This is a genomic window from Methanocella sp., assembly GCF_035506375.1.
Lineage (GTDB): Archaea > Halobacteriota > Methanocellia > Methanocellales > Methanocellaceae > Methanocella.
Window position 1 is genome coordinate 18,298 of the sequence record NZ_DATJPM010000069.1, and the last position, 13,862, is coordinate 32,159.

13 protein-coding genes are annotated in these 13,862 nt (G+C 52.0%); 9 read left to right on the forward strand and 4 right to left on the reverse strand.

Translation table 11 applies throughout. The features are described 5' to 3' along the window. Positions 1 to 98 precede the first annotated feature (98 nt). The 4 genes from VMC84_RS09205 to VMC84_RS09220 all read left to right on the forward strand — a co-directional run bounded on the left by VMC84_RS09205 (position 99) and on the right by VMC84_RS09220 (position 4,723). Positions 99 to 896 carry a 2-amino-3,7-dideoxy-D-threo-hept-6-ulosonate synthase gene (locus tag VMC84_RS09205; RefSeq protein ID WP_325379883.1) on the forward strand — a complete coding sequence of 266 codons (798 nt, stop codon included), beginning with the start codon at positions 99 to 101 and terminating at the stop codon, positions 894 to 896. After that, positions 893 to 2,014, forward strand: coding sequence for a 3-dehydroquinate synthase II (locus VMC84_RS09210; RefSeq protein ID WP_325379885.1), 1,122 nt, complete (start codon positions 893 to 895; stop codon positions 2,012 to 2,014). The genes VMC84_RS09205 and VMC84_RS09210 overlap by 4 nt, the downstream gene beginning before the upstream one ends. 981 nt (positions 2,015 to 2,995) lie before the next feature. Then, a complete protein-coding gene (locus VMC84_RS09215) occupies positions 2,996 to 3,928 on the forward strand; it encodes a M50 family metallopeptidase (protein WP_325379887.1) in 933 nt (310 codons plus the stop codon). A gap of 420 nt (positions 3,929 to 4,348) precedes the next feature. Continuing rightward, positions 4,349 to 4,723: a hypothetical protein gene (locus VMC84_RS09220; protein ID WP_325379889.1), complete on the forward strand. Its 375-nt coding sequence runs from the start codon at positions 4,349 to 4,351 to the stop codon at positions 4,721 to 4,723. A gap of 208 nt (positions 4,724 to 4,931) precedes the next feature. On the opposite strand, the gene VMC84_RS09225 is transcribed toward VMC84_RS09220, so the two are convergent. The 3 genes from VMC84_RS09225 to VMC84_RS09235 are packed head-to-tail and all read right to left on the reverse strand — an operon-like array spanning position 4,932 to position 8,417. Further along, complete coding sequence (locus tag VMC84_RS09225) at positions 4,932 to 6,383, reverse strand: NEW3 domain-containing protein (RefSeq protein ID WP_325379891.1); 1,452 nt, start codon at positions 6,381 to 6,383, stop codon at positions 4,932 to 4,934. A 23-nt stretch (positions 6,384 to 6,406) separates the two neighbouring features. After that, complete coding sequence (locus tag VMC84_RS09230) at positions 6,407 to 7,510, reverse strand: ABC transporter permease subunit (protein ID WP_325379893.1); 1,104 nt, start codon at positions 7,508 to 7,510, stop codon at positions 6,407 to 6,409. 1 nt (position 7,511) lies between these two features. Further along, positions 7,512 to 8,417, reverse strand: a complete 906-nt coding sequence (locus VMC84_RS09235; protein WP_325379895.1) for an ABC transporter ATP-binding protein — start codon at positions 8,415 to 8,417, stop codon at positions 7,512 to 7,514. A 254-nt stretch (positions 8,418 to 8,671) separates the two neighbouring features. On the opposite strand from VMC84_RS09235, the gene VMC84_RS09240 reads away from it, so the two are divergent. After that, positions 8,672 to 9,466 (forward strand): hypothetical protein, encoded by a 795-nt coding sequence (locus VMC84_RS09240; protein ID WP_325379897.1) that lies wholly within the window; start codon positions 8,672 to 8,674, stop codon positions 9,464 to 9,466. A 14-nt stretch (positions 9,467 to 9,480) separates the two neighbouring features. After that, positions 9,481 to 10,206: a winged helix-turn-helix transcriptional regulator gene (locus VMC84_RS09245; protein ID WP_325379899.1), complete on the forward strand. Its 726-nt coding sequence runs from the start codon at positions 9,481 to 9,483 to the stop codon at positions 10,204 to 10,206. Here VMC84_RS09245 and VMC84_RS09250 read toward each other — a convergent pair. After that, positions 10,196 to 11,260, reverse strand: coding sequence for an ATP-binding protein (locus tag VMC84_RS09250; RefSeq protein WP_325379901.1), 1,065 nt, complete (start codon positions 11,258 to 11,260; stop codon positions 10,196 to 10,198). The two genes, VMC84_RS09245 and VMC84_RS09250, sit on opposite strands and share 11 nt — an antisense overlap. 206 nt (positions 11,261 to 11,466) lie before the next feature. Here VMC84_RS09250 and VMC84_RS09255 point away from each other — a divergent pair, with 206 nt between their 5' ends. From VMC84_RS09255 to VMC84_RS09265, 3 genes are all read left to right on the forward strand, one after another. Beyond that, the gene (locus VMC84_RS09255) at positions 11,467 to 11,787 is read left to right on the forward strand and encodes a PadR family transcriptional regulator (RefSeq protein WP_325379903.1); all 321 of its coding nucleotides are present in this window, start codon (positions 11,467 to 11,469) and stop codon (positions 11,785 to 11,787) included. A 13-nt stretch (positions 11,788 to 11,800) separates the two neighbouring features. Beyond that, complete coding sequence (locus VMC84_RS09260) at positions 11,801 to 12,820, forward strand: ABC transporter ATP-binding protein (RefSeq protein WP_325379905.1); 1,020 nt, start codon at positions 11,801 to 11,803, stop codon at positions 12,818 to 12,820. A 4-nt stretch (positions 12,821 to 12,824) separates the two neighbouring features. Then, on the forward strand, positions 12,825 to 13,862 hold a 1,038-nt coding region (locus VMC84_RS09265; protein ID WP_325379906.1), incomplete at its 3' end, for an ABC transporter permease.

The window sequence follows — 13,862 nt, forward strand, 5'->3', positions numbered from 1 at the left end:
AAATCAAGCGTATTATGCAGAATATGATGCATATCGGGAGCGATACCTTTATAATATTTAGTGTGCTACTATGGCACATAGTAGCACGGTGTCGTTATATGATGACAATTGGTAAGCGCATCCGCTTCGAGCGGATAAAGGATAGAAAAAGCGGGAATAGCCTCATCATCCCTGTGGACCATGGCATTTCCATTGGTCCGGTAAAAGGAATTACCGACCTGGCGGATACTGTGGAGAAAGTGGCGGAAGGCGGAGCGAACGCCGTCCTGATGCAGAAGGGCATGGTGCCCCACGGCCACCGGGGCTATGGCCGCGACATCGGCCTCATCGTGCACATGAGCGCCTCCACGTCCCTGGCGCCCGACCCCAACAATAAGGTGCAGGTCTGCACGGTCGAGGAGTGCATGAAGATGGGCGCCGACGCGGTGAGCGTCCACATCAACGTCGGCAGCGACACGGAGAGCGACCAGCTTAAAATTCTCGGCAAGACCTCCGAGCGCTGTGCCTTCTGGGGGATCCCGCTGATCGCCATGATGTACCCGCGGGGAGCGGCGATTAAGAACCCGCACGACCCCGTCGTGGTCGCCCACGCGGCCCGCGCGGGAGCCGAGCTGGGCGCCGACGTTATCAAGACCAACTACACCGGTAACCCGGACACGTTCAAGGACGTCGTGAAGGGCTGCCCGGTGCCAATTATCATCGCCGGCGGCCCGAAGATGGGCTCGGATATCGAATTGCTGCAGATGATCGAGGAGGCCATAGGCGCAGGCGCAAAAGGGGCCGCGATCGGCAGAAACGTATTTCAGCACGAATCCCCAACCAGTATAACAAGGGCTATCTCCCGCGTCGTCCACGAAGGCTGGACCGCGGAGGACGCCTTTAAGGAGATGCGATGAGTAAGCTCGTCTGGGTCGATGTTTTCCAGGATCCCTGGAGTAAGGCAAAGGAGGAAATGACTGCCGCGCTGGAATCCGGAGCGGATGCCATACTGGCGAACGCCGAGTTTTCCGACCGGATCAAGGAGCTGGGCAAGATCAAGGTAGCCGGATTTGGCCCGGGGGCGGATATCCTGACCGTGGGCATCGGCTCGGAGGGCGACGGTACCACTCCGTTGCCTAAAAAGCTAACGGACTCGTCGGACCTGGCAAAGGCAAAGGAGCTAAAGGAAAAGGGAAAACCCGTTGCTGCATTCGTAAGCCTTCAGGGAAAGGAGTATGAAAGGCTTGCGGCACTTCTCGGTAAAGTATGCGATTATCTCGTCATCGAGGGAAAGGACTGGAAGGTCATACCCCTGGAAAATTTGATAGCGGAGCTGCAGGGCTCGAGCGTGAAGATCATCGCACGGGCGGAAAGCGCGGAGGAGGCGATGGTCGCGCTGCAGACGCTGGAAAAGGGCGCCGACGGCATACTCATCCATGCCGAGCCGGCGAAGATAAAAAGTATTGCGAAGATGATGGCCTCAAAGCGGGAGAAGATCCCCATCGTTACAGCCGAAGTCAAGGCCGTAAAAGAGGCTGGAATGGGAGACCGCGTCTGCATCGATACGTGCTCGCTCATGCGGCCGGGCGAAGGCATGCTCATCGGCAACCAGTCTGGCGGCTTATTTTTAGTACAATCGGAAGCTGAGGATAGCCCCTACGTGGCCAGCCGGCCTTTCCGGGTGAACGCCGGCGCCGTGCATGAATACGTGCTTGTCGATGACAAGACCCGATATTTGTCCGAGCTCAGGAGCGGCGACCCGGCGCTCATCGTCGATAAGGACGGCGACGCGCGGAAGGCGACCATTGGCCGGGTCAAGATCGAGCGCAGGCCGCTGTTATACGTCGAGGCCGAGATCGACGGCCGGCCCGTCACGGCCATACTCCAGAACGCCGAGACCATCAAGCTGGTAGGCGCGGGCGGAGCCTCGATCCCCGTTACGAAGCTGAAGCCAGGAGATAAGGTGCTCGTGCGCGTGGAGAGCGCCGGGCGGCACTTCGGCATGAAGATCGATGAGACCATCATAGAAAAATAATAAACATTATAATCTTATTGCTGCGTTGAATATTGATAGTCATTGTTTAGCAAGTAGTTTTATTTTTATCGTTTGCGTAATAGCCAAATTTATCGATAGTTTCCGATTATCTTTTTCAATTTTTATGCTTTGTTGAATATGCCCTTTTAAGTCTCAGAGTGTACGGAGGCACTATTTTTCACCACAAAGGCACGAAGAGCACGGAGGCCCACAAAGACTTTTTTATAATTAACAGACAAAGAACACAAAGCCGCTTTTTGAACTTATAAGATACGGGATATGAAGGCACGATGGTAAAAAGTGCCCTTGTTCATTCCACTGTGTCTTTGTATCCTTCGTGCCCTGACAGCCAATGAACCGGCTTTGTGATTCTTTGTAACTTAATCTAAAAAAAGACTTTGTGAGCCTCCGTGCTCTTCGTGCCTTTGTGGTGAAAACTAGTATCCTCAGTGCTCTTAAAAAGCTTAAAATACGGGAGTAATTCAACACAGCAATTTTTTTTAAAAATTAATTAGCTTAGTAATCGATTACTAATTAACAAAACTTGACTTATTCAATACAGCAAAATAAACTAGATGGTTACCAGTAAGATATACGAATTTGACGATCTCTATGTATCCTATTCTATATTCCAGATATCGATGAAATCGGTTTTTTTAGTTATTTACAATTTTTAAGGAAAATTAGACTGGTTACTAAAAAGACCAAAAACTATTGTTATAATATTGTAATTTCAAAAGAGAAGTGCATAATAAGGTCTGCTAACTATATCCCCTCGCATATAATGGGGGGGATATAGTCATAGCCTCGAAAATGAGGGCTACTTCTAGTTTTATGAAATTAAGTCGTCTGAGCTGATCTTGTCCTGGGGTTTGCTGGTTCATTGTATTCGATGCGTTGAATAGGAAGTAAAGGCTAGAATATTAATGCTTTCCACATTAATTATTTATTTTATTAAACCATTTTTACAATGACCCTCGAATGTTTACCTCGCTAAAGAAGTGGCTTATTACTGGATTTAAATTTGTCTCATCCTTCTTTATCATCGGCATTCCTCTAATTCTTTTACAGAATTTAATTTCTATTATAGCCGTTTTAACCCATGAGGCGGGCCATGCGATCTTCGATATTTTATCAGGGTATAGTGTAAAATCTATAACAATAACATATGATGGTGCTCCGGCAAGCTTATCATCTTTCTTTAATATTGATTTTACATGGTTCTTATCCGGTTATACCCAATACAACCTTGCCCCATCCAGCATTAGCCTTTCAACGTTTTTTATCAATTTTGGAGGCATACTTCTAACGACAATAGTCCTCGTTTTGTTATATTTGATAAAAAGTCATAGGCTGATCGAAAAGAAGTTTTCAGAAAAAACAGCCGCTATTGTATTGACTGAGCTACTAGACTTCTTTTTGCTATGGTTTTCAATATGCGTATTTGAAGAAGCGTTTATACCAAATATGAATACTTATTCGTTTATTACCGATCTTAACAGCTATGATGCGATCCAATCCCTTACCGTTGTTAACCTATGGGTAACGCCGTTCCACTTGCCTGTATTCTCGTCAGGCTTTTACATGTTCATAGTGATTTTTGTTTTTGGCATTTTCGTAACCTTTGAATTGATCTATGATAAGCTCGCTTATTTCAATGTAAATCCTTTTAGATCATGGAATAGAATGGATAAGCTCATAATCGCATTAATAGTAATATCGATAGTTTACATAATTTCTGAAATCATACCTTTGATGTCATTTTTAATTTATGCTTTCTCTCTCATGTATATATTACTAATGTTTGTCATTTATATGGATGTGGTCAATGATAAGCTTATTACGAGAAGGATCATTCCTTCCCTAACAGGCCCATTGAAACTCTTGAGATGGAAAAGAAAAGCCTCTGGCTAATACCTCTATCTCTGCCCTTCGATGGGAAAATGGGTTCTATTAAGTCTGGGAATTATTGGTCAAAATAGGAAGGTCATATTTTTGTAAATAAATATTATTTTTTTTCATATTAATTATATCATGTCTATAGCATATTTTCATAAAAGCAGAAGCAACTGAAAAATTGAGGCTCCGACCGTTCAGATTTTGTTATTAGTCAAAAGGACTTTGCTAATAAGCGATTAATAACTTATTTATATCTATAGTCACATATAATTACATGTCCGTGGCCGTTAAATTTTCTATTCTTTGAATAGGGCCGTCCGGCTACACTGTTGAGGCCCGGAGTAAAACAGTGAAACGGAGGCCGCCGCTCTGGTCGGTGACACCCCACTAGAGAAAACAGCGTCGATAAACCAGCAATAGCCAGTACAAGATAAAATGATTGAACTAGAAGGCGTTGAAAGGGAGGAAAGATCAATGGTGACAGTATTTGTATTCGAAAGACATACGGCGGCGGATTGCCCCGCTCGTAATGAGATTTCTGGAAAAATATTTGGTGAACTCGGGATGAAAGGGCAAGAACTGTGCAAAAAGCATGGGATTAAATTCGTCGGGGCCTGGATTCTCCACCCCGAGCACTTAATTATTTACCAGTACGATGCGCCCAGCATGGATGCCTATATTCAGCTCGAAAGGGAACCACTAATGGTTAAATGGAGACTATTCACAGATGCGAAGTTTAAAATGGGAATCACCATGGAAGATGCCATGAAAACATTGGCAGCGGCAGCCATAGTGATACCAGCCAAGTAACTTAAACATTTCTTATTTTTAATCATACCCGATGGTTTTAGCAGCATATCGGCATAGACTTATTTACAAAATAGTAGAAGCCACTGCAATTTTTGGCCTGTTAACTATATCCCCCCATAAATTGTGGGTCGAAGTAGATTTGAACAGTCAATGATACTTCAATAGAAAGAAACACAAAAGCTGAAATACTAAATAAAAAAGTGGGCGGTCACCGGCGCCCATATTTTCTGTACAGCAGCACGATCCCCGCCAGCACGACAACGATTATGCCGCCCGCGATGTACGGGATATATGAGCTCGTGGCGATGGTGATCCGGAAGTCGTCCGACGCCGACGCCTGATCGCTGACCATCTTGACGGACACGTCATAGTCGCTGGCCACGATGTTGCCCGGCGGCTGTACGCTAATGACGAAGGTCTGGGTCCCGCCCGACTTGATGGTGTTCGTCGAATTCGGGGACGAGCTGACGACCCAACCCGACGGCGCCGTCACCTGGGGGTAGACGTTCGTCAAAGCCGAGCCCGTGCCCGTGTTAGTCACATATATGTTGATCTTGAACGTCTGGCCGGGGCTGGCGGTATAAGCCAGCTTGTCGTAGTTGACCGACATGCCGGTGCCTGCCTTCAGTTTAAGCGTCAGGTTCTCCGCAATGTCCTGGCCGCTCGGTGTCGTGACCACGGCGGTGAAGTTATAGTCGCCGGCGCTGACCGTGTTCGGGGGCACGATCGCAAGGACGATATCCTGTGTGGTGGAGGCCGGCACGACGGTCTCGGACAGCTCCTCCGTGCTGGAGCGCGAATCCAGATACATGTAGTACCAGTTATCCGGCAGGCCCGTCACGGACAGCTTATAGTTGTTCTGCTGCGACTGCACGTTATCGATCAGCAGGTCATAGTAGGCCTTATCGCCGATGTAGGCGATCTGCGAGCTGACCTTGGCGGAGACGTCGGCCGACTGGTTGACGCTCGTGACGTCCACGCTCAGGGTCAGGCTGGCGTCCCCGGTGCTGATTGTGATCCCCTGCGCACCGATGGGCGAATCATAGGACGTGTCGACCACCACGTTCACCGTTTGCTGCCCGGCCGAGGGCACGTAGATCTGATAGATGTTCCGGCCCTGGTACTGGAACGTCGTCGACCAGCCGGGACTGCCGCCGTTCGCCGTCAGCGTATAGGTCTTGTCGGCGCCATTATTATTCTGTATCGTGAGCGGGAAGGTCACCGAGTCGCCGCCCAGCGTCGTTTCGCCCGGGGTGACGCACGTCAACGCGGTCCCCGTGTTCGTGGTCGACGAGCTGGACGAGGAAGTCGAGGGCTGCGAGATGGTGATCTCTGCCGTTCGTTCGGCCGCGTTCGATGAATTCGAACTGATGGCGTATACGTAGACCTGGATTGCGTTATAGTAATAATACGACTGTCCTACCGGGATTATCGCATTTGCCTGCGGGTAGTAGGGACTGCTGATCGATAGGTTTACGTAGTTCGCGCCTTCCGCGATATGGGTCGTCACCTTACAGGAATACGTCCCCAGCGTCTTCGACCATCCGTCCCAGATCGTATCCGTAACTAGCGGCGTGTCATATGCCAGTGCGGGGGCGGCGATCGACCCCGCTAACAGGCAAATGATCAGCACCGGCAATAGTAGATGCCTTGCTTTCATCTTTCACACATCCCGCTGTGCCTTTACCTTACGTCCATCCTGATGAACTTCGCGTACGATATGGCGAACCCGGCGATGGCGATCACGATGAGTGACAACACCTGGGGTAGTATTGACGGCAGCGTGCCTCCCAGCGTCGGGGCACTCATGCCCCTCTGCCGGAAGTTAAAGGCGCCGGCCATACCGCTGCTTGAGACGGGGTTCTGTTCGCCGCTAACCACCACGTTGGAGATGCCTGTCAGGTCGCTGGTAGGCGATATGAGGTCGAGGGCCTCCGTGATCGAGTTACGCGTATTCATATAGCTCGTATATTCCGGATTAATCTGCATCTGGACCGTGTTATTCCGGCCACCGCCATAGTTGACCACGATGTTGCCGCCGGGGCCCGATATGCCCCCTGTACTTCCGCCGGTGCTGCTCGAGCTCCCGGTGGCAGGGATCATCGCCGTCGGGGCCGTGCCCAGGGCGACCTGGCAGATGGAATCCGAGAAGTATGGCACCATTATGCTGAACAGCGCGATCACGAGGGCGATCAGGATCGCCATCGTCGAATTCTTCGCGAGGGATGAGGCCGCGATGGCTATGGCAAGGAATGCCACGCTGAAGAGCACGACCAGTATGAAGAAAGTGATGAGCCGAAGTAGGTCGTCGCCGGAAGGTATGATACCTTCGAAGAGCAGTATGGCCAACCCAACGAGGAACGCCGCGGCCAGCGATAATACCAGGATGGCCGTGGACCCGAGGATCTTTCCGTTGATGATCGAGTCCCTGAACGTGGGACGGGCCAGCAGCAGCTTTAGCGATCCGGACTCTTTTTCTTTCGATATCAGGCTGAACCCGATGACGATCGGCAGCGCCCAGCCCACGAGGACGAATATAGAGCAGAAGCTCTCGAATACCAGCATCATCGACGGCATCTCCGGCTGGAACGTGCTGCCGTTCGAAGCCGCCGATGCCGCCCTCGTAAGCTCGGAGTTATAGGTCGACAATCGTTCATTATATGTTCCAGTGCCCGTTACGATCGAGGCGATCATGATGAGCACGAGCAGGCCGAAGATCGCCAGGAAGGCCCGGCTGGATAGATAATCCTTGAATTCCTTTACAGCGATGATGAATTCCGATCGCATTTTAAGCGCCTCCATAGATGGTCTCCAGGAAGACGTCCTCCAGGGACCTTTCCTCGATCCTTAGCTCCCGGACGTGCAGGTGATTCCTCTCGATCTCGGCTGATATGTCGTCCCGGATGTCGTCCTTCGTATGGATCGTGGCCGAGCCATCGTAGTAGGAGACGTCGATGATGCGCGGGTCCGTGAACTTCGGGAGCGGCCCGGAGGCTTTTACGACGATGGTCATGGACTGGTCCTTCTGGAGCTTGTGGCGCACTTCGTCGAGGGTGCCGTGCGCGATGAGCTTCCCCCGGGAGATGATGCCGACCGTCTTCGAGACCTGGCGGACCTCTTCGAGGATGTGGCTCGAGAAAAAGATCGTCTTGCCATTGTTGGACAGGTCCTTAATGATGTTCCGTACCTGCATGACTCCCTGGGGGTCCAGGCCGTTTGTCGGCTCATCCATAAATATAACTTCGGGGTCGTTGAGTAGTGCCTGGGCGAGGCCGAGCCTCTGCTTCATGCCCCGCGAGTAGCCCTCCGTCTTCTTTTCGACGCCCTCAAGGCCCACGTACTTGAGCAGCTCCGTGATCCGCTGATCCGCCTTAGCGGCGGGCAGGTCGTAGAACTCGGAGAAAAACTTCAGGTTCTGGCGGGCGTTCAGGTTCTCATAGAAGCCGAGCCCGTCGGGCATGTAACCGATGATCCGCTTGACGTCGAGCGGGTGCCGGAGCACGTCGATGTCTTTGATGAAGCATTGCCCCGACGTCGGCTCGATCTCGCCGATCATCATGCCCATTGTCGTGGTCTTACCGGACCCGTTGGGCCCCAGGAACCCGAACACGTCGCCCTTATCAACGGCGAGGTTCAGCGAGTCCACGGCCTTTACGCCGTCATAGACCTTAGTTAAGTTAGTTGTCTTGATCATGCGAGGCTACCTCCATTGGTGACTTGCCTCAAAGCAAGCTAAAGGGTAGGGGCATATAAATCTTTTCTCGCTTAATCGTCAAACTATCGGGCTACAGTTGGACGATAAAGCCATAAGGTATAAAGGCAACATGCCGATATTTAAAAAGTATTAAAGCTTTAACAGGCGATTAGTATATTGAATATACCCGGTTAGTTCGATGATATAGCCAGAACGTATTTATAGTTCGATAAAAGCTTATTGAAGTGATACAAATGCTTAAGCTGCTTAAGCAGAGCATTGTGGTGGCCATACTCCTGGTAATGGCCGTTTCTTTCACCATCGGCTCGGTAAGCGCCACGGACAATGCCACGGATAATAATAAGGTTAGTTTTGGGTATGCGCCAGATTCCCTGCACGATGATCAGAAGTACACGCGTGTCTTCCTTGATCTAAGGGGTGAAGGTAATGCCGTCGAAGTCCACGGATGGCAGACTTTAGGACCAATGCCTCCGGCCCCGTTCACCGTGCTAAGGCACGGGTATGGCGGCCCCGAGTTTATCGAGGGTAAAATGATGGTCATACCGGCCGGAGAGGACATGCCGAGAATGCTCCCGGTGATGTTCTTCAAGCATGAGATGCATGACTCGGGCCGGGTCAGCTTTATGGCCGACGCGACGTACAGGTTAAATAACACCGAAATGAGTTTTAAGGGCGAAATACAGCTCCTGAACGATACCATCGTCCAGACTGATGTATCTAGCGGCTTGTATGACAACGAGATAGCGCCTGGCCAGACCAACTGGCACCAGGTCTACGTATCCGGGTCGCCGGCCTCGCTGAGCTTCGAGCTGAAATGGAATAATACAGATGACCGGATGCGCATCGTCGTCTATACGCCCGATGGTAAGACGCTCGGCCCGTATTACGATAATTCGGACGGCACCGTGGACAATACCATAAACATGGTGATCAATAACCCGTCCGGCGTTGCGAATGGCCCCTGGTCGTTCAAGGTGACGGATACCGGCGTAACTGGCAAGGACGAGTATTACTTAAAGACCTGGTAGATATGCGGCTAAGCATGAAATTTCTAACGGGAGCGGTCATAGTATTATCAGCCCTCCTGCTCATTTCGCCCCTGCTGCTGCAGGCGACGAGCGGCAGCGGCTCATACGTTGTGACGCCCGGCAGCGGCATCCCATCGGGCGTTGTTGCCGTAAACGCCCCGATCGTATCCTTCTGGCAGCTCCCGCTGTGGGTGCAGGTGGCCGGCGCCCTGGACGGCATACTCATCGCTTTCGGCCTGATGAACGCTGCCCCGCTCATCATTGGCAAGATCCAGAATGTCCTGGACAACAGTAACCGGCTCAGCATATTCAATTATGTCAAAAGCAATCCGGGCTGCACGCCGTCGGAGATCTCGAGCCGGCAGAACATGAAGAACGGCACGGTCAAGTACCACGTGCAGATGCTCGAGTCCCAGGGCAAGATCATCCTGAAGCGCATGGGCAAATATACCCGCCTGTTTAACACGTCTAAGGCGAATACCGAGCAGGAAAAGATGGTGCTGGCCTACATCAAGAACGAGACCAGCCGGAACCTGCTCTGCGCCATTCTCGAGGAGCCTGGATTGACGAACCAGCGGCTCGCTGAGCGGTTCGGGCTGGACAAGAGCAGCATTCACTGGCACATGGAGCGGTTCCTCAACGACAGGCTGGTCACGGTCGAGCAGGACGGGCGGTTCAAGAAGTATTACATCGAGCCAGGCGTAGGTAAACTATTAAATAACGGCCAGGTCATGTTTTAGGCAGGTCCACCACGAACACGGCGCCCTGCGACGGGTCGCCCCGTACGCGGTCTTCCGCGTGGATGAAGCCCCCATACTTATCGACGATCACCCGGACGATGGAGAGGCCCACGCCCGCCCCTTTTGTGGTCGCGGTCATGCGCTCGAAGACGGACTTCTTTTTATCCTCGGGTATGCCGGTGCCGTGGTCGGCGATGCGCACGGACCAGTAGTCCATATCGCCTATCCTGGCGGGTACGATGGCGATATCGATGAGCTTTTCCGGGTGCGGATCATATTTCACGGCGTTCTCAAGTATATGGCGGAAGATCTCGTGCACGTAGTCGTCCACCATGACTAAACGCTTCACGCCCGGGCTGAATTCAAGGCTGACCTTTGCCGAGGGCGATACCTTTTGCACGTCGCCCGCGTCTTGTTTTAGGATGGCGTTCAGGTCCATCGGCACCGGGCTCTTCCCCGCGAACTGCCGTATCATGCGTATTTTCTTGATGTTATCGATGAGCCGGTTACTCCCCGTCACGCCCTTCTGCGCCTTTTCCAGGTACGCGAGCTCGCTGGCCGTGAGCTTCTCGGCGAGCTGGAGCAGCTCAATGTAGCCCATCGTGACCTGGTTGAAGTTACGGATGTCATGGCTCATGAGGTCGACGTAAAATTCCGCTTCCGATTTTGCCGCCTCCAGGCGTTTTATACTCTGACAGCGCTCGGTGGAATCGACGGCCATGAGCAGGGCTCCGCTGGCGGCCGGGGCGGCCGTGAGGTCGAAGTACCGGTCGCATGCGGTTTTTAAATCGAAGCGGAAGCCGTTTTGCGTGACGGTCTTGCCGTGAAGAGCTTCCGTCAGCATGCGTGCCGGCGTCTCGTCGGAGAAAAGCGATATGATGTTTATATCGGCCGCTGATTTTTTACCCAGGCACTGCTCACAGAGTTCGGACCATGCACGGTTATAGGAATTGACTTTCAACTCCCGGTCCACGAATACTAATGCTGCTGGAACGCTGTCCAGTATCTTATTTGAGATATTATTGTCTTTTGATCTAGGGGCCGTTTCATGCAAGATATCACCATGGCTTAATTGATTTATATTAACCAGCCGGTATTTTAGTCTTTGTATATCATTTTTTTATAATTTATTTTCCGCCAAGGTTATTGCCCTCCAACCAATATTAAAATCCTGATAAGGGCCAAAAATATATATACTATATCGGTAATCGATATATCTGGAGCCAATATATCGAATAACGATATATCGGAAACAGATACATGATAGACGATGCAATGGGTAAAGAATTGCGTAAAGGATCCCTGAAAATGATCGTGCTGAAGATCATCAGTAAAAAACCCATCCATGGCTACGATATCATCCATGCCGTCGAGACCATCACGAATGGCAATTGGGTGCCGAGCCCGGGCTCTATATACCCGGTCCTCGACTACCTGGAAACAAAAGGATACGTCACAATGGAGGAAATAGACCGTAAAAAAGTCTATACGATCACAGATGAAGGAAAAAAAGCCCTCGACGCGATCGATGAGAAACGCAGGGAACTGGTAAAGGAGTTGAGCCTACTCTTTGGCGATTAATGGGTGTAAAACGATGACAGAAGAATACGCGATCGAAGTCCAGAACCTTTCGAAAAAGTTCGGCGATTTCCTGGCAGTCGACAACATTTCTTTCAACGTTAAAAAACAGGAGATCTTCGGTTTCCTGGGCCCGAATGGCGCCGGAAAAAGCACCACTATCAGGATGCTCTGCACGCTCGCCAGGCCCTCTGGCGGCGACGCGAAGATCAACGGCTATGACCTGCTGAAGCAGCCGGACCAGGTGAGGGCGAGCATCGGGCTCGTATCGGAAAAGATGATCATGTACGAGCAGCTTACCGCCGCCGAGAACCTGCGATTTTTCGGAAATTTGTACCAGATGCCCAGGGAGAAGATCGACCGGAAGACCGACGAGCTGCTCGCCTTGGTGAACATGACCAAATGGAAGAATGCCCAGATCAAGACATACTCCACGGGCATGAGGCAGCGCATCAACGTCATCCGGGCGATGCTCACCGAGCCGCAGATCATCTTCATGGACGAGCCGACGCTCGGGCTTGACCCCCAGACAACGCTCTCCATCCGGCAGCTTATCCGGGACATTAATAAGAACGGCACGACGGTGATCCTGACGACCCACGCCATGGTCGAGGCCGAGGCGCTAAGCGAGCGGGTCGCCATCATCGACCACGGGAAGATCGTTGCGCTGGATACCCCCCAGAACCTGAAAAAGCTCGTCAAGGATGCGGACTTGACCGTCATAAGCGCCCGCATACCGAACCTGACCCCTGTCATGGCCGAGCACCTCAAGGCACTGGACTGCGTTACGGCCTTCGACCAGCAAGACGCGTACGATATCAAGATCAGCGCCCGTGGCAGCGAAGGCTTCGACCGGATCATCGACTCGATCCGGCACGACGGGGGCAACATCACGATGATCAACACGAACGAGCCGACCCTGGAAGACGTGTTCCTGTCCGTCACGGGCAAGGCGATGCGCGACCAGTCGGAGAAGCCGAAGATGAGCGGTCGCCGGCACGGGCCCTGGGGCGCGCCAAGAGCGAGGGTGAGGTGAAGTCATGGGATTCATCAAAGGCTTGCAGGACAGTTTCCGCATCGCATGGAAGGACCTGCTTGAGTTCGGGCGTAACCGCATCGGGCTGATATTCCTTGTCCTGATGCCGTTCTTCATGCTCATCATGACGGGATTTATCTTCCCCACCAGCAACACATATACGAACGTGCCGGTGGCGCTAGTGGATCTGGACCACTCGCAGATGAGCCACCAGCTCGTGGACAGTATTAAGGAGATGAATAAAAAGACCGACATGATGGACCTGAATGAAGTCGGCTCGCTGAACGACGCGAAAACGCTCATCACGCGAGGCCAGGTATATGGCGCGATCATCATTCCTAAAGGGTTCGCAAAGAACCTGACCGCCGGAAAACAGTCTAACGTCACGATCCTGTCGGATAACAGCATCCCGCAGCTCTCGATGGCCATGAACGGCATCGGCTCGGCCGTGGTCGGCGCCATGAGCTCGTACATGGGCCAGGCGAACGTCCAGATGCTGGCGCTGAAAGCCAACCAGACAGTGGACCCGAAAGCGGTCATCGCGCCGCTACAGGCCGACGTTAAGGGGACAGCCCCCGGCAACCTGAACTACTTTGACTTCACCGCGCCAGGCCTGCTGATGATGATCGTGATGATGGGCGCCATGACCGGCATACCGAGGGCCATCTCCCATGAGAAGGAGATCGGCACCTTCGACGGCATCCTGGCGGCGCCGGTCAGCGAGATATCTATTATATTAGGTAAAACGATCGCGCAAACTGTGAGGGGTTTCATCCAGGGCATTGTCGTGATGGTCATCGCGATACTGTTCTTCGGGGTGACCCTCCAGCTTTCGAGCGTACCACTGGCCTTCGGCCTGCTATTCCTGGGCATCTTCAGCTTCATCGGGCTGGGGATATTGCTGACGTCCCTCGCCAACAACGAGGAAACGGCGACCATCCTGATGACCGTGCTGCAGTTCCCCATGATGTTCCTGACGGGCGTGTTCTTCCCGATCCAGCAGATGCCGTGGTTCATGCAGGACATCTCGAAAATAGTGCCG